Genomic DNA, 15,577 nt, shown 5'->3' on the forward strand with positions numbered 1-15,577 from the left:
GAGGTCGCCGCTCAGTAGTCGATGCGGCCCCGACGGTCGTGGAACTCACCGGTGGGTCCGTCGGACCCGAGCAGGGCGAGGGCGACGGTGGCGTCCGTGCCCTCGGTTACGGTCTGGTGGCCGCCGTGCCCGTTGAAGTCCGTCGCGGTGTAGCCAGGGTCGCTGACGTTGACCCGGACGGTCGGGAGGTTCTTGGCGTATTGCACGGTCAGTGCGATGACGGCTGCCTTCGATGACGCGTAGGGGACGGCGGCGACGGGGTACTCGTCGTGGCCCTCGGTGCTCAACCAGCGCGGCCAACCGACGCCAGAGGCGACGTTGACGATCACGGGACGTCGGGAGCGGTGTAGCAGCGGCAGAGCGGCCTGCGTCACGCGGACGAGGCCGACGACGTTGACGTCGAGCACCTCCTGCAGGCTCTCGGGGGTGAGGTCGTCGACGCCGAACGACGAACCAAGGACCCCCGCGTTGTTGACCAGGACGTCGAGCTCGGGCAGGGAGTGGATCGCTGCGTCGACGCTCGTCTGGTCGGTGACGTCGAGCTGCACGGCGTGGGCGCCGAGGGCCCGGACGGCGTCGCCCGAGTCGAGGTCGCGCATGCCGGCGTACACGGTGTGGCCCGCCTCGAGCAGGCGGCGGGCGGTCTCGAGTCCGAGGCCCTTGTTGGCCCCGGTGATGAGTGTGGTGGTCATGGGTCCATGTTGCGCCCGACCCCGCCCCGGCACCCAGGCTCCGCACGACCACCGGTACGCCCCCGGGCGATCCGGCCGGGGGCGGATCGCTCCTCGTGCGCATGACCGGACCGCCGTCGATGGTGGCGACGGCGGCCGTCTGAGGGTGCGAGTGCTCGGGTCAGCTGTCGCGGGCCGCGTCCTGGACTGCACGGGCTCGCGCCTTGATCGCCTGGATGACCTCGGTCTTGGCGTCGGCGTAGTCGTTCATGTCGTCCCAGTGGCGCCCGAGCAGGTCGCGCTTGACGCCGGCGTAGAGCTCTCTGTCGGCGATGTCGGTGCGCAGGTGGTCGCGCAGGAGCACGTACTCGTCGATGGCCTCGGCGCCCTGCTCGTAGACGTGCACGTGGACACTGCGCTCGGGAGTCCGCACGAGCCGATGCCCGGGTTCGCGCACCCGCAGCTCGTACCCCGCGGCGAGCAGCAAGTCGAGATAGTCCTCTTCGGCGGTGATGTCGGGCACGGCGACCACGACGTCGACGATCGGCTTCGCCGCCAGCCCGGGCACCGAGGTCGAGCCGATGTGCTCGACCACGACGTCGAGGCCGGACGGCGCGAGGGCTTCGACGATGCGGCGGCGGTGCTCGGCGAAGGCGACCGGCCAGCGCTCGTCGTAGTCGCGCAGCTCGACGTGGACCGCCTCGGGCCCGCCCACGATCTCGGTGGTCGTGACGTCGGGGCGGCGGGGCGTTCGGTCGGTGGGCATCACGAGATCCTGCCAGACCCCGGCGCCGGTCGCGCGGATCGCCCCTCGGGTCCGTTCTCTCAGCCCTCGCTCGAGTCGGACCAGACCGCCTTCGCGCCCGAGTCGCCGATGCGCACCGTCGTGACGATGCCACCGACGGCCGCGACGGCGACCGCAGCGGTGAGCACGATGCCGACGCTCCTCCGCGTCCCCTTCTTCAGGGTGGGATGCGGCCGCTTCGCGTCCGGGGTCAGCACGAAGTGCTGCCACGCCCACTGCCCCACGGCGACGACGAACACGGCGATCGCCCAGGGCAACAGCGTGTCGCCCAGTTGTGTGTGCATCTCGAGCAGGGCGCTGTGCCCGACCCGCTCCTCGAGCGATTCGCCCGACGAGGTCGCGAGGGGCACCGCGACGAGCGAGACGAGGGCGACGAGCGGCGTGATGAGTCCCAACCGTCGGCGCAGTCGTGACGACACGGCGCCGGCCACGATCAGCAGCGAAGCCGTCGGGAAGGCGACCGTGACGAGGTGCACGATCAGCGGGTGGAGGGGGAGTCCGTTCAGTTGCCAGTCCATGGTGTCTTTCTTCTGGGTCGGTGAGGTGAGGTGAGGTGAGGTGGGTCGGGGTGAGCTGTTGGGCTCAGGCGTGGCGTCCGGGAGAGGTCTCGCGACGAGTCGACACGGTCATCGCCGTCACCACCCCGGCGATCGCCACGAGAAAGACGAGGCTCGTCGCGGTCGGGCCCAGCCCGAGTCCTCCATCGGTCCGGGCTTGCGAGAGGAGGTCGCCGAGAGACGCGCCCAACGGCCGGGTGAGCACGTAGGCCGCCCAGAAGGCGACCACCGCGCCGAGGCCGAGGACACGGTGAGCGAGGGCGACGAGAGCGATCGCTCCCGCGAAGACGAGCGCCGACGACAGGTACCCGAGGGCGAGCTGCTCGCCGAGGAGGTCGCCGACGGCGGTGCCGAGGGCGAAGGTCACCAGGATGGTCGCCCAGTAGAAGCCCTCACGGCGACGGGTCGTGATGTCGTGCACCGACAGCGTCCGCTCGACCGAGTACCAGACGCCGAACACCACGGCGAGTGCGACGGCGAAGACGATCGTCGAGGTCCACAGACTCACCGCGAGCGAGTCGGTGAGGGTGTCGGTCAGCAGTGTCCCCACGACGCTGATGAGCACCACCGTGAGCCAGTAGACCCAGGGCACGTACCGTCGCGTCCTGAATTGCAGCACGAGAGCGACGACGAGCAGCGCCGTCATGACCACGCTGGTGACCGTCAGGCCGAGACCGAGGCCGTCGTTCAAGAAGTCGGCGAACGTCTCGCCCACCGTGGTGCACAGCACCTTGACCACCCAGAAGGCCAACGTGACCTCGGGGACCTTGTTCAGCAGCGACGCGGGTCGGCGGATCGCCGGCTCGGTGCGTTCGGCTCGTGTCGTCATGCGGACGACCCTCGCGAAGCCGGTCCCAGAAACCCCCCAGACACCGGATCGAGGAGGCGCGGGTCGGCTCGATCCCGCCGCTGGGCGGTTTCTGGGAGGGGCGCGACGAGCCTCGAGCCATGACCGAACTCGACCGACGACCCCTGGTGACGTCCCCGGGGGGACGACCCGCGCCTCCTGCCTCTCGTCCCGCTCGTCGGTCGGTCCGCCGCGACGTCGGGATCGCGGCGGCGGGCGGGATCGGCGTCGTCGCCGTCGCCGCGGCCGGTCTCGCGATCACGTCGGGTGCCGGGGGAGTCGCGGCGGCCGACCTGGCCGTCGTCCAGAGCATCAGCGGGATGCACTCGCCTCTGCTCGATGCCGGGGCGCTGCTGATCGACCGCCTGCTCGGACCGCAGCTCGGGATGGCGCTCGTCCTGCTGTTCGCCGTCGCCGTCTGGGTGACGACCCGCCGAGTCGTGGAGGCCCTGACGGTCCTCGGCGTCGCCCTGCTGCCGTGGGCGGCGGCCGAGACGATGAAGGTGGTCGTCGGGCGCGACCGACCCGACCCGCGCCTCCTGGTCGACCCCCTTCTGATCGAGCCGCACTCGTTCTCGTTCCCCAGCGGCCACACCGCCCTGGCGACCGGTCTCGCCCTGGCGATCGTGCTCGTCGTGAGGGGACGGCGTGCGTGGCGCCTGGTCGCCGTCGTGGCCGCGCTCGGCGTCGTCGTCGTGGCGGCGTCCCGCGTCTGGATCGGCGTGCACTACCCCACCGACACGGTCGCGTCGACGGTGCTCGGCTGCTCGGTCCTCGCGCTCGTCCTGCCCTCCTGGCGGCGGCTGGTCGACCGCTTCGACCCCGTCGACCGCCTCGACCGCTTCGACCGACGGACGACCATCCCACCCCTTGCCGCGACGGCACCCGACTCCGAACGGAACCACCCATGACCCTCTTCGACCCGCAGACGTTGCTGACCGCACTCGGCCCCTGGGCCCTGGGCGGTGTGTCCCTCATGGTCTTCATCGAGTCCGGGCTGCTCTTCCCGTTCTTGCCCGGTGACTCGCTGCTCGTGACGGCGGGGCTGCTGCACGAGGGCCTCGGCCTGAGCGTCGTGGCGATCGCTCTCTGCGCCTTCGTGGCCGCCGCCGCGGGGGACCAGGTCGGGTTCTTCCTGGGGCACCGGTTCGGCCGACGGTGGTTCCGGCCCGACGCCCGGGTGCTGAAGACGGCGCACCTCGAGCGGGCCGAGGTCTTCTTCGCGCGGCACGGCGGCCCGGCCCTCGTCCTCGGTCGCTTCGTGCCGGTGGTGCGCACCTTCGTCCCGCTCGCGGCCGGAACCGGCGGCTACCCCTACCGCCGGTTCGTCGTGTGGAACCTTACCGGGGCGTTCCTCTGGGCCGTGGGCATGACCGTGCTCGGCTCGCTCCTCGGCGGGCTGCCGTTCGTCGCCGATCACATCGATCTGCTCGCCATCGGGCTCGTCGCGGTGTCGGTGCTGCCCCTCGCCCTCTCGGCCGTGCGACGATCGGCAGGGACACGACGGCGGAAGGAGGCCCTGGGTGACCGATCCTGATCCGCGCCCGCGCCTCCTGCTGGTCGAGGACGACCCCGCGCTGGGGCCGATCGTCGCCGACGTGCTCGCCGAGGCGTGGCGCGTCGACCTCGTGGCCGACGGCCGCCGGGGGCTCGACGTCGCCCGCACCGGCGTCCACGCCGTGCTGGTCGTCGACCGACGCCTGCCCGGTCTCGACGGCACCGCCCTCGTCGCGGCCCTGCGGCGCGAGCACGTGACCACGCCCGTGCTGATGCTGACCGCGCTCGGCTCGACGGCCGACCGGGTCGAGGGGCTCGACCTGGGTGCCGACGACTACCTCGTCAAGCCGTTCGAGTTCGACGAACTGTTCGCTCGACTGCGGGCCCTGACCCGGTCGTTCGCCTCGCACGAGCCCTGGCTCGATGTCGGCGCCGCCCGGTTCTTCCCCGAGAGCCGCATCGTGGTCACCCCGTGGTCGAGTCGGGTGGTGCTGAGCGACCGTGAGGCCGGGCTGCTGGGTGCGCTCGCCGAGCGGCCCGACCACACGTTCGACCGGGCCGAGTTGTTGGCCGCGGTGTTCCCGCGCGGCGAGCAGCTCGGCACCGTCGACACCTACGTCAGCTACCTGCGACGCAAGCTCGACCGCGACGTCGTGCTGACGGTGCGCGGGCGCGGCTACCGGATCGGGGCACTGTGAGCGGGCGGACCCGTCGCGCCTGGCGACGGGCTCCGAGCACGCCCCCGATCGCGCGGCGGCCCGACCCCGACGCCGCGGCCCTCCACTCGGCGGCGCGGTCGGTGGGCCGTCAGATCGTGCTCGTCTCGGCCGTCGTGGTCGTGGCCGCCCTCGCGCTGACGATCGCGTGGGTGCTGCACCAGACGGTGCCGAGCGAGCGGCTCGAGCAGGTCGCGGCGGCCCGCCGGGGCGAGGTCTTCGTGAGCGCCACCGACGTCGTGGCCGGTCTCGTCGTGCTCGGACTCGCCGGCGTGGTCTTCGCCGGGGTCGTGAGCGTCGTCATCGCCCGGCGGGCCGTCCGCCCGCTCGGCGACGCCCTGCGCCTGCAGCGGCAGTTCGTCGCCGATGCCAGCCACGAGCTGCGCACCCCGTTGGCCGTCCTCGACGCGCGACTGCAAGCCCTCGAACGCAAGATCTCCGGAGGCGCGGTGTCGGCGGACGCGCAGGTCGCCTCGGAAGTCGCGTACCTCCGCGACGACTCCCGGGCCCTGATCGACATCGTCGGCGACCTGTTGGAGGCCGCCGGCGGCGAGGGCCACGACGGTGACGCCCCCGGGGTCGTCGGCGTCGACGCCGTGGTGGCGGAGGTCCTCTCGTCGATGGCCGTGCTCGCCGACGAGCGGAGGGTCCGTCTCGACGTCGTGGCCGGCGGGGAGGAGGCGCGGGTCGCCGTGCCGCGGACGAGCCTGCGACGCTCGGTCCTCGCCCTGGTCGACAACGCCCTCGGCCATGCTCCGACGGGATCGACGGTCGTGACGACCGTCCGTGTCGACGGCCGGGGTGCGGCCGCGACCGTGGTGGTGGCGGTCGCCGACCAGGGGCCCGGGATCACCGGGATCGAGCCGGCGCGCGTCTTTGACCGTTTCGCCCGGGCCTTCCAGCCACCGGGCCCGGCCTCGGGCCCGGCCTCGGCCTCGGCACGCCCGAGCTTCGGCATCGGTCTCGCCCTCGTCCGCGAGATCGCGCGTCGCCACGGTGGCGACGTCGGGGTCGCGTCGACGTCGAGCGCGGGCACGACGATCGAGGTCACGCTGCCGGTGGCGCGCCCGACGGCGGAGTGAGCCTCACCCCTGGCGCGTGTTCCACCGCGGGTCCTTCTTGTTGATGACGTAGACGCGGCCACGGCGGCGGACGACCTGCGAGCCGGGGATCGCCTTGAGTGCCTTGAGCGAGTTGCGGACCTTCATGGGTGCCTCCTGGTGTCGGTGTGGTGGTTTCGGTTGTTAGTGAGAATCATTATCACCTAGCGTGGGGGCATGACCGAATCGACCCGCGCCTCCTCGTCCTCACGCCACCGGGGCGTCGTCCTCGTGACGGGGCAGAGCCCCACCGTGGTGGACCGGGTGGCCGACCGGCTGGCCGGGTCGACCAGTCGTCGAGTGGGCTCGGGGCCGGACGTGCACGACGTCGCCGACGCCGTGCACCGGCTCGCGCTCGACATCGCGCACGACGGGCAGCCGGTCGACGTCGTCGCCACGCTCGCGGCCGGCACGCCGAGCCGCGCCACCGGGCTGCTGCTCGGCTCCCTGCTCGACTCGTCCCTGGGGCGCCCCGATGGTCGCTCGCTGTTGCAGCACGTCGTCTCGGTCGTCAGCGCGGTCGACCTGGCCGAGCTCGTGCTGGGTGGTGTCGACGACCGGTTCCTCGCCGCTGAGCACGTCGTCGACCTCGTCGAGTACGCGACCGTGATCGTCCTCGTCGACACGGCCGCCGTGCCCCCGCGCGACCTGCGGACGATCCGCCGGTTGCTCGCCCGACTGGCACCGGAGAGCCGCGTGTCGAGTGTCGACGCCGTGCGATGCGAGACCCTCGAGGGCCCGGGAGGCGCGGCTCAGCTCGGTGGCGCGGCCGGCTGGATGCAGGCCCTCTCGGAGCACACCCCCGACCTCGACCACGACGGGGCGATCACGACCTCCGTCTACCGGGACGAGCGCCCGTTCCACCCTGGGCGCCTCGCCGCCGTCGTCGAGCGCACCTTCGCCCCCGGTGCGGTCGGAACGGTGCTGCGTTCTCGCGGGTTCACGCAGTTCGCGACCCGCAGCGACCGCGTCGGCTCGTGGTCGAGCGTCGGGCAGATGCTGAGCCTCGACCCGACCTCGAGCCCGTCGTGGCACCCCGATTCGCCACGCGGCCAGCAGATCGCCTTCTTCGGTCTCGACCTCGACGTCGCGACGATCCGTCGAGAGCTCGACACGTGCCTCCTGACCGACGACGAGCTGCTGGGCGATCCGGCGGGCTGGCGCGACTTCGCCGATCCGTTCCCGGTGTGGAGCGGGCCGGGGGCCGGGCCGGGGCACCGGCACTAGGTTCGAGGGACGGCTCGCGGCGAAAAAGGGGGGTGGCCATGGAGTTCACGTTCGACGCCGACCTGTGGCGGTGGGAGAGCCGGCGGGCCTTTTACACGTTCGTCAGCCTGCCGCCCGAGGTCGAGGACCACGTCCTGATGGTGGCCGGCGATCTGCTGCGCGGCTGGGGTTCCGTCCGGGTGGAGGCGCGGGTCAGCTCGTCGACGTTCGCGACGTCGGTCTTCCCTCTCGGTGAAGAGAACGCCTACGCGCTGCCCGTCAAGCGGGCCGTGCGCGACGCCGAGGGCGTCGGAGTCGGAGTCGGCGACACCTTCGCCGTGACGCTGCGCCTGCTCGACTTCTGAGCGTCGTCAGGTCCGAGCGTCCGCGTCGGTGTCGGCGTGGACCTCCGGCTGGGCTGCGTCAGCGGTCCGGCGTTCGGGCCCGGCTTCGTGCTCGTGGTCTCGCGCGTAACGGCGCGATCGGGCCAGCCGCACGAGCGTCAGGGGCAAGAACACGAACAGGACGACGATGAGGAAGGCCAGCAAGAACGGGGCGAAACCGTCCTGCCGGTCCATGATCAACCGAACCTGCTGGAGGGACAGGCCGGCGTAGAGCATGACGAAATAGGTCAGTTGGAAGGGCAGCGTGATGCTCACGATTTGCGCGTACCTCGCGGCGACGGCAAGTTCGCGGGGGTCGAGGTCGAGCTCCTTGCGGCGCAGGACGACCTTGCCGACCTTCCGCAGGAGCACCGGGTCGTCCTCGGCGCTCGTCCGCAGCAGTCGGTTGAGGGGCAGGGTCACGACGATGCAGGCGGCTCCGCCGGCGAACAGGGCGAGCGCCACGGCCAGGCCGATGCCTTCCGCGAGTGCACCCTGCAGGTCGTCGACGGCCGTGAACACGATCACGGCTGCGGCGAGGCCCACGACCAGGAACGACACGAAGACGGCGGCGACCGCGACGACCTTCCGCCCGATCTCGCGTCGTGTCACGGGCACCCACGCCAGGGCTTCCCGTCGGGCGGCGGTCGTCCGCCGACGCAGGGCCCGGCCCACGGCCACAGCGGCGACGGTCGCCACGACACCACCGCCGGTGAAGGCGATCGGCAACCACCAGGGTGAACCGTTGGCCGCCGCGTACGCGATGATCGCCAGGACGCCGGCGACCTCGACGAAGCCGACCGTGGCGAACCAGCGTCGGCCGAGGCGCCGGCGGGCGTCGTCGCCGCCGAGGTCCCACGAGGCGGTCAACGAGCCGAGGATCAGCGGTCCGTAGACGAGGGCGACGAGGCTCGCGGTCGCGAGCACGAGGGTCCAGTCCTCACGAGGGGGCGCGGCAAAAGCGATCAGGACGGTGGCGCCGAGCACCAGGACGCTCGAGAGCGCGACGGAGGCGATGAAGACGGCGATGCGCACGGGTCGGGACCTTTCGGGCGGTCGTGCACGGGTCGGGCACCGGTGCTGACGACTTCTCGACAACCTACCGTCTCGCCGGTCTCGATGGCCCGGCCCGGGATCTCGAGTCCACGGCCCTCATCGCGGACTCGAGGCCTTGACGGAGCGCCGGGGCGGGGCCACGCTGTGCGTCACCACTCGTGCACCGTTCGAAGGAGAACCCGATGTCCATGATCTTCGTCAACCTGCCCGTGACCGACCTCGACCGGGCGAAGTCGTTCTACACGGCCCTCGGCTTCTCGATCAATCCGCTCTTCACCGACGAGAACGCCGCCTGCGTGATCGTCGAAGAGGACCACAGCGCGTTCATGATCCTCACGCGCGAGTTCTTCCAGACCTTCACCGACCTGCCGATCGGTGACCCGACCGCCGCGCCCTCGGTCGCGACCGCGGTCATGGTCGACTCGCGCGACCAGGTCGACACGACGGTCACGGCCGGTCTCGGTGCCGGGGGGACGGAGGCGCGTCCGGCCAGCGACTACGGCTTCATGTACCAGCGCCAACTGACCGACCCGGACGGCAACATCCTCGAGTTCGGCTGGATGGATCCCGCCGCCGCCGAACAGGGCCCCGAGGCCTTCGCCCAGCAGCAGGGCTCCGACCACCAGCAGGGCGCCGACCGCCACGGCGCCTGACGATCGAGTGGGCAGAAAACGTCCTTCGTGCGATCAGGAAGGACTATTTCTGCCCACTCGACCACCGCCGGGTCGTGCACGAAGGCCGAGGATGGCTCATGATGGCGGCGAGGGCTTCCTCCTGACCTGGCGGCTCAGCCCCGACGAGGGCTCGGGCCGCATCAGCCTCTGGTGCGCCCCGGGCATCCCCCTGGCGTTCCGGTACGACGAACCCGTCCGTGCGATCGACCCGTCCGTGGTGCGGGCCCTCGTCACGGCGAGCTACGAGGGCAGCGGCCACCTCGACGTCACCGCCCTGGCCCCCGTGTCGCCCCCCGCCACGACCTGACTGGTCGCTGCGGCCCTCAGCGGGCGAGCGTGTCGCGCGGGTACTCGTCGAAGCGTTCGGCGTAGGCCCCGGCGAACCGACCGAAGTTGCCGAAGCCCCACCGCCGGGCGACGTCGGACACCCGGGTCTCGTTCGGCGCCGCCTCGAGCAGCTCGTCACGGACGCGGTCCAGCCGCACCTGGCGCAGGTAGGCCGCGGGCGACGTGCCGAGGTGCTCCTTCATCGACGTCTGGAGGGTGCGGGTGTGCATGCCCGACGCTTCGGCGATGTCGGCCGGGGTGAGGGGTTCGGCTGCGTGGGCGTGGATGTACTCGACCGCGTACCGCACGCGCGCGGCCTCTTGTGTGCGCAGGCCGACCGGCACGTCGACGGCCCGCCACGGGAAGAGGTCGAGCATGGCCCGGGCGAGGGTGAGCTGGGCCTCGAGCCGGACGAGCGGGGAGGCCTGCTCGGCGACGACGGCCGCGGCGCTCGAGCCGACGGCGGCCCGCCAGGCGGCGACGGCCTCGGGCCGCGGCGTCACGGTGTAGTCGAAGACGATGCGCTGCGACGGCCCACCGTGGCGTTCGGCCGCGGTCTGCTCGAGGAACGCGGTGCCGACCTGAACCATGCTGTTCTTGCGCGGCGTCGACTCGAACGAGAAGGCCTCTTCGGCCGGCATCAGGAACGGCGTCGAGCCATCGCTCGTGAAGGTGTGCCCTCGCTGGTGGAGGGTGGTGCGGCCGTTGCGGTTCCACGCGACGATGTACTGCCCCGGGAAGGGGATCTCGCCCTGCATCGGAGCGGTGAACGACGAGGTCTGCAGCACGAGCCGGTGGTCGCCCGCGAGGACGTACGAGTACTCGAAGGGGCTGCCGGCCGGCTGGGCCCGGAAGCGTCGGCCCCGGTAGTGCGTCTCGAGGCGACGCGTCGCCTCGCGCAGATCGGTGCCACCGTCCTGGACGCGTCGGTAGGTCGACGCGGTGCCGCCCGTGAGGTCGACGGGGTGCGGGGTGATGCCACCCGAGGGGTCCGGTTCGCCGTCGGGCTCGCTGACGTAGAAAGTCGGCATGGTGGGGTGGTCCTCTCGATCCGTCGTTCTGCTGCACCGCCGCGGTGAAGGGCGGCACACGATGGAGACGATGCCCGAGGGCGAAACGTCACGAAATCGTCGGACTCTCTCGATCTTCGGCGCGGTGGGGCGGGGCGACGGGGCCCACGACGCCCCCAATGGGCGGGTCACCGGCCCGGCCGGCGGCGGTGCCGCAGGAGCCGTGCGCAGCCCCCGCGACGCAGGAGGCGCGGTGCCCTCGCACCGCGCCTCCTCGTCCCCCGGGGTGGTCGCGTCAGTCGCCCGTGGCCACGGCGATCTCGTTCGGCGTCACGTCGAGCTCGCGCGAGGACACCACCTCGCCCGTGGTCAGGTCGACGGCATGCACACTGTCCGTGGCGGGTTCGGTGACGTAACCGACGTCACCTGCGACGACGATCGCGGGGTGGGCGTCCTGCCACTCGGCCGGTCCCTCCCACGCGTCGACGACGGGCCACGAGGCCGTGAGCTCGCCGGTCGCGGCATCGAGCACGTGCACGGCGCCGTCGGTGCCGATCAGGTAGGCGAGGTCGCCCGGGCCGCGGGCCACCCCGCGGAAGGTGTACTCGACTCCCTCGGGCAGGTCGACCACCTCGAGCGTCTCGGCGGCCGTGTCGATCACGGTGAGGGCGTGCAGCAGGTAGCCCTCGGCGTCGGGGTCGTCCTTGTGGTCTCCGACGACGAGCGGGCTGGTCTCGCTGACCCACGCGTTGCCCATGCGGCCGTAGGGCTGCGAGGGCGAGTCGAGCTTGGTGACGGTGCCGTCGTGGTAGACCAGCGCGCCGTCCTCGCAGCCGAACACGACGGCCTCGTCGGCCGCGGTGCCCTCTCCGTGGACGCCGGGGCACTGGTCGCTCTGGGCGACGACCGCGCCGTCCGCGTCGCGGACCTCGATGCCCGTGCGGCCGTCCGAGTCGCCGACCGTCGTCAGGAAGGTGCCGTCCTCGAGCACGACCGAGACGCCGTGGTGCGCCTCGACGCCCTCCACGGTTTCGACCGCGGGCAGGTCTCCCTCGGCGACGGCGTCGGTCAGGTCGGCGGACTCGAACACGGTGGTGTCGCTGGTGCCGTCGGCGTAGAGGACCGTCTTGCCGCCGTGCCGGACGACGTGGCCCGCGGTGTCGGCGCCGAAGACGAGGTCGGTGAGGGCGGGCTCGGCCGAGCTGCCGGCCGCGGTGTCGAGCACCTGGAAGCCCTCGCTCGTGGTGACCATGACGTGTCGGCCGTCGCCGGCCGGGTTGAGGCGCGTGAACTCCTCGGAGGTGAAGTCGCCGACGGTCTCGAGGGTCTCGCCGTCGAGCACGACGACGCGGCCCTCGGACGAGACCGCGAGGCGGGGACCGGACGAGGAGGCGCCGGTCGCCTCGTCACCGTCCGTCGCGTCGGAGGCGGTGCCGGGACCGCCGGTCGAGCAGGCCACGAGGGTCGCGGCGACGCCGAGGGCGAGCAGCGTGCCGCCCGCTCGTCGCAGGTGGGGGGTGCGCATGGGTGTTCCTCTTTCTGGTGGGCGGGCGCTCAGGGCGAGAGCCCGGTGGCGATGCGCTGGGTGTTCACGCGCATCATGGTCAGGTAGTCGGGGGCGTCGCCGTCGGCCGCGGTGAGCGACTCGGTGACCAGCTCGACGACGTCGACGTGGACGTCCGCCTCGCTCGCCAGGGCCCGGACGAGCCGGTCGGGTGAGGACGACTCGGCGAACACGGTCGGGACGCCCGTCCTCTCGACGGCGTCGACCAGGTCGGCGAGGTCGGACGCCGACGGTGCCGCGAGGGTCGTGCCGCCGGGGATGACGGCACCCACGACGGCGAAGTCGAACCGGTCGGCGAGGTAGCCGAAGACGTGGTGGTTCGTCACGAGGGCACGACGTTCGGTCGGGACGGCGGCGAACACCGCGGTCATCTCGGCGTCGAGACGGTCGAGTTCGGCGCGGTAGTCCGCGGTGCGCGCGCCGAGCACGGCGGCGTCGACCCCGTCGACCTCGGCGAGCACCGGCTCGAGGGCGTCGACGACGTCGAGCATGCGTCCGGGGTCGGTCCAGATGTGCGGGTCGGGGGCGCCCGCGGCGTCGCCCTCGCGGTAGTCGAGCACGTCGACGGCGTCACCGGCGACGAACGAGGGCACGCCGGCCTCCCCGGCCGCGTCGAGGTGCTGCTGCAGCCCCTCCTCGAGGCCCAGCCCGTTCGCGACGACGAGGTCGGCCGCCCGCATCCGCGCGGCCTGCTGCGCCGAGATCTCGAACGAGTGCGTGTCGGCGTCCGGCTTCATCAGCGTGACGACCTCGGCCTGGTCGCCCACGAGCTCGTCGACGACGTCGCCGAGGATGTTCGTCGACACGAAGACGACCGGGTGGTCGTCGCCGGCGGGGGCGCAGCCGGTCAGGACCAGCGTGGTCGCCGCGGCGAGGACGGCGAAGCGGGCGGCGGCGGGCCGGGCCCGGGGACGGGTCGTGGCCGACGCGTTCATCGCCCGGTCTCCGCGACGAAGGCCGGCTCGGTCGCCGTCTCGAAGCTGCGGGCGATCCGCGCACCGTCGGCGGGGTCGATCTCGTACAGCAGCCCCTCGGTCGGGGCCGAGAGGTACGCGCGCTGCTGATCGGCGATCAGCGTCGGCGTGCGACCCGCGGTGAGCGAGTCGGCGACGAGCGGCGCGGTCTCGGCGAGGACCTGGCCGCTGGCGCCGTCGAGGACGAGCACCCGGCCGTCCTGCGCGAGGGCCAGGAGGCGCTGGTCGGCGTCGTCCACGGCGGTCACCGAGACCAGGGGGGCCGGCGCCGGCAGCAGCGTCCAGGCGCGGGCCCGGGTGTCGAGCAGCCAGATGCCCGCCGAGCCGGCGAGCGCGGCCACGGTGGGCCGCCCCTCCCGGTTGTCGAACGCCGTGGCCGGCGGCGCGGTGCCGCCGGTGGACAGCGCGACGCCCTCGGGGTAGGGGATGCGTTCGACGACGAGCTCGTCGTCGTCGACGGTCGCGAGCAGGGCGCCGTCCGAGCAGCCGACGACGGCTCCGACGCGGGTGGCGATCGTGCCGGCGGCCTCGGGGCAGGCCTGGCGCAGGCCGGTCTCGTCGCCGTCGGCCGTGTACCCGACGAGCGTCGTGGTCGCCCCGCTGCCCTCGGTGACCAGGGCGTACGACCCGACGGGCACGACCATCCCGGCGCCGGGCGCGCCGGCTAAGCGGAACCGTTCGTGGATCTCGCCGCGTGACAGTGCCTCGGTGTCGAGCAGCACCGCGTCGCCGGAGCCGGCGAAGTGCACGCCGGTCGAGCCCGAGGTCGACAGGTTCGTGGTCGCGACGGTGGCCGCACCGTCGCCCTCGAGGGTGCCGAGGAGGCGCGGGTCGGCCCGGTAGTAATGGAAGTGGTCCACGTGGTCCCAGGTCCAGACCCCGCTGTCGACGACTTCGAGGCCGCGAGGGGTCTCGGCGAACAGGTACCGCCCGTCGGTCTCCACGGCCGTCGGGGCCCCGACCGAGCCGAGCTCGACCACGCCCTCGTCGAGCAGGTCGAGGTGGGCGACCGAGCCCGACGGGTCGATGGTGGTGAGGCCGAGGCGGGGCTCGGCGAGTTCTTCGGCGCCGGCGACGTCACCGTGGCCCTCGCCGGGGGTGCCGGTCTCGTCGGCCGTCGTCTCGGCGGCGGGGCCGCCGCCCGGCGAGGTGCCGGTCGAGCAGGCGGTCAGCCCGAGGGCGAGCGTGCCGAGCAGGCAGGTCGTGAGGAGGGGGGATCGCATGCGGTCCTTCCGGGTGGGGCTCGGTGGGGGTGGTCCGGGGTGATCCGGGTCGGTCACGAGGTCGTGGTCAGGACGGCCGGCGACCGCGGGGGCTCCGGCTCGGACGGTCGGCGGCGGCCGACCAGGGCGTGGCAGGCCCCCGAGAGGGCGGCGAACGCGATGGCCGTGGCGGCGATCGAGGCCCCCGCGGCGGTGGCCGCGTGCCACGAGACCAGCAACCCGACGGCCACGGCGAGCACGCCGAAGGCGGAGGACAGGACCATCCGCGAGGGCAACCGGGTCGTCCAGTGGCCCGCCGCGACGGCCGGCGCGAGCAGCAGCCCGACGACGAGCAACGACCCGACGGCCTGGTACGAGGCGACGACGGCGAGGGTGACCAGGCCCACGAGCACGGCCTGGGCCGATCGCGGGCCGAGCCCCAGCACGGCAGCCAGTCGGGGGTCGAGGGCGAGGGCGACCAGGGGGCGGTGGAAGGCGGCGGCGAGGCTCACGCCGACGGCCGTCGCACCGGCGAGGAGCCCGAGGTCGGCCGCCGTGATCGCGAGGACGTCGCCGAAGAGGATGGACGTGGCGTCGGTGGCGAAGCTGCCCGAGTGCGAGATGACGACGACGCCGAGGGCGAGCATCGCGACGAACAGCAGGCCGATGCTCGTGTCGTACGACAGGCGACCACGTCGTTGCAGCGCCGCGACGCCCAGGCTCATGACGACGGCGCTGAGCGCACCGCCGACGAGGACGGGCGCACCGAGCACGGTCGCGAGGGCGACGCCGGGCAGCATGCCGTGCGCGAGCGCCTCGCCGAGGAAGGCCATGCCGCGCACCACGACCCAGGTGCCGACCACGCCGCAGAGGACCGCGACGAGACCGCCGCCGACGAGGGCGCGCTGGACGAAGTCGAGCGCGAACGGCTCGAGGACGGCGGTGGAGAGGAAGGGCACGAGACACGACCGTAGCTGAGAATGAGAAC

The 15,577-nt window shown here is 72.7% G+C and carries 19 protein-coding genes; 8 read left to right on the forward strand and 11 right to left on the reverse strand.

Annotated features, from left to right (window positions below; translation table 11 throughout):
- Positions 1 to 11 precede the first annotated feature (11 nt).
- The 4 genes from HRF36_RS00080 to HRF36_RS00095 all read right to left on the reverse strand — a co-directional run bounded on the left by HRF36_RS00080 (position 12) and on the right by HRF36_RS00095 (position 2,862).
- Entirely contained in the window at positions 12 to 692 is a 681-nt protein-coding gene (locus HRF36_RS00080; RefSeq protein ID WP_173204478.1) for an SDR family NAD(P)-dependent oxidoreductase, read from the reverse strand.
- 160 nt (positions 693 to 852) lie between these two features.
- Positions 853 to 1,437: a GrpB family protein gene (locus HRF36_RS00085; protein WP_173204480.1), complete on the reverse strand. Its 585-nt coding sequence runs from the start codon at positions 1,435 to 1,437 to the stop codon at positions 853 to 855.
- 59 nt (positions 1,438 to 1,496) lie between these two features.
- A complete protein-coding gene (locus HRF36_RS00090) occupies positions 1,497 to 1,994 on the reverse strand; it encodes a DUF2231 domain-containing protein (RefSeq protein WP_173204483.1) in 498 nt (165 codons plus the stop codon).
- Between the two features lie 64 nt (positions 1,995 to 2,058).
- Positions 2,059 to 2,862, reverse strand: coding sequence for a hypothetical protein (locus tag HRF36_RS00095; RefSeq protein WP_173204486.1), 804 nt, complete (start codon positions 2,860 to 2,862; stop codon positions 2,059 to 2,061).
- A 119-nt stretch (positions 2,863 to 2,981) separates the two neighbouring features.
- Between HRF36_RS00095 and HRF36_RS00100 the strand changes: the two genes are divergently transcribed.
- From HRF36_RS00100 to HRF36_RS15590, 4 genes are read left to right on the forward strand one after another with little or no spacing between them, the layout of a single operon-like run.
- Positions 2,982 to 3,791, forward strand: a complete 810-nt coding sequence (locus tag HRF36_RS00100) for a phosphatase PAP2 family protein (RefSeq protein ID WP_173204488.1) — start codon at positions 2,982 to 2,984, stop codon at positions 3,789 to 3,791.
- Positions 3,788 to 4,417 (forward strand): DedA family protein, encoded by a 630-nt coding sequence (locus tag HRF36_RS00105; protein WP_173204491.1) that lies wholly within the window; start codon positions 3,788 to 3,790, stop codon positions 4,415 to 4,417. Before HRF36_RS00100 ends, HRF36_RS00105 begins: the two co-directional genes overlap by 4 nt.
- Entirely contained in the window at positions 4,404 to 5,075 is a 672-nt protein-coding gene (locus HRF36_RS00110; protein WP_173204494.1) for a response regulator transcription factor, read from the forward strand. Before HRF36_RS00105 ends, HRF36_RS00110 begins: the two co-directional genes overlap by 14 nt.
- Complete coding sequence (locus HRF36_RS15590) at positions 5,072 to 6,175, forward strand: HAMP domain-containing sensor histidine kinase (protein ID WP_173204497.1); 1,104 nt, start codon at positions 5,072 to 5,074, stop codon at positions 6,173 to 6,175. Before HRF36_RS00110 ends, HRF36_RS15590 begins: the two co-directional genes overlap by 4 nt.
- 3 nt (positions 6,176 to 6,178) lie before the next feature.
- Here HRF36_RS15590 and ykgO read toward each other — a convergent pair whose 3' ends face one another.
- Positions 6,179 to 6,301, reverse strand: a complete 123-nt coding sequence (ykgO, locus tag HRF36_RS00120; RefSeq protein ID WP_055970826.1) for a type B 50S ribosomal protein L36 — start codon at positions 6,299 to 6,301, stop codon at positions 6,179 to 6,181.
- Positions 6,302 to 6,370: 69 nt separating this feature from the next.
- Between ykgO and HRF36_RS00125 the strand changes: the two genes are divergently transcribed.
- Positions 6,371 to 7,420, forward strand: coding sequence for a GTP-binding protein (locus tag HRF36_RS00125; protein WP_173204500.1), 1,050 nt, complete (start codon positions 6,371 to 6,373; stop codon positions 7,418 to 7,420).
- Positions 7,421 to 7,458: 38 nt separating this feature from the next.
- Complete coding sequence (locus tag HRF36_RS00130; RefSeq protein WP_173204503.1) at positions 7,459 to 7,764, forward strand: DUF1905 domain-containing protein; 306 nt, start codon at positions 7,459 to 7,461, stop codon at positions 7,762 to 7,764.
- A gap of 6 nt (positions 7,765 to 7,770) precedes the next feature.
- Here the strand turns inward: HRF36_RS00130 and HRF36_RS00135 are convergent, their stop codons facing one another.
- A complete protein-coding gene (locus HRF36_RS00135; protein WP_173204506.1) occupies positions 7,771 to 8,817 on the reverse strand; it encodes a hypothetical protein in 1,047 nt (348 codons plus the stop codon).
- A gap of 203 nt (positions 8,818 to 9,020) precedes the next feature.
- On the opposite strand from HRF36_RS00135, the gene HRF36_RS00140 reads away from it, so the two are divergent.
- Positions 9,021 to 9,491, forward strand: a complete 471-nt coding sequence (locus tag HRF36_RS00140; protein WP_173204508.1) for a VOC family protein — start codon at positions 9,021 to 9,023, stop codon at positions 9,489 to 9,491.
- 91 nt (positions 9,492 to 9,582) lie between these two features.
- Complete coding sequence (locus tag HRF36_RS00145) at positions 9,583 to 9,819, forward strand: hypothetical protein (RefSeq protein ID WP_173204510.1); 237 nt, start codon at positions 9,583 to 9,585, stop codon at positions 9,817 to 9,819.
- 16 nt (positions 9,820 to 9,835) lie between these two features.
- On the opposite strand, the gene HRF36_RS00150 is transcribed toward HRF36_RS00145, so the two are convergent.
- The 5 genes from HRF36_RS00150 to aztB all read right to left on the reverse strand — a co-directional run bounded on the left by HRF36_RS00150 (position 9,836) and on the right by aztB (position 15,548).
- Positions 9,836 to 10,870 (reverse strand): helix-turn-helix transcriptional regulator, encoded by a 1,035-nt coding sequence (locus tag HRF36_RS00150; protein ID WP_173204512.1) that lies wholly within the window; start codon positions 10,868 to 10,870, stop codon positions 9,836 to 9,838.
- A 274-nt stretch (positions 10,871 to 11,144) separates the two neighbouring features.
- Entirely contained in the window at positions 11,145 to 12,374 is a 1,230-nt protein-coding gene (gene aztD, locus HRF36_RS00155; RefSeq protein WP_173204514.1) for a zinc metallochaperone AztD, read from the reverse strand.
- Positions 12,375 to 12,403: 29 nt separating this feature from the next.
- Positions 12,404 to 13,348, reverse strand: a complete 945-nt coding sequence (gene aztC, locus HRF36_RS00160; protein ID WP_173204516.1) for a zinc ABC transporter substrate-binding protein AztC — start codon at positions 13,346 to 13,348, stop codon at positions 12,404 to 12,406.
- Positions 13,345 to 14,610 (reverse strand): ABC transporter, encoded by a 1,266-nt coding sequence (locus tag HRF36_RS00165; protein ID WP_173204518.1) that lies wholly within the window; start codon positions 14,608 to 14,610, stop codon positions 13,345 to 13,347. The genes aztC and HRF36_RS00165 overlap by 4 nt, the downstream gene beginning before the upstream one ends.
- Positions 14,611 to 14,663: 53 nt before the next feature.
- Positions 14,664 to 15,548 carry a zinc ABC transporter permease AztB gene (aztB, locus tag HRF36_RS00170; RefSeq protein ID WP_173204521.1) on the reverse strand — a complete coding sequence of 295 codons (885 nt, stop codon included), beginning with the start codon at positions 15,546 to 15,548 and terminating at the stop codon, positions 14,664 to 14,666.
- Positions 15,549 to 15,577: the final 29 nt, after the last annotated feature.

Source organism: Frigoribacterium sp. VKM Ac-2836, assembly GCF_013248995.1.
In the GTDB taxonomy this organism is placed as follows: Bacteria; Actinomycetota; Actinomycetes; order Actinomycetales; family Microbacteriaceae; genus Frigoribacterium.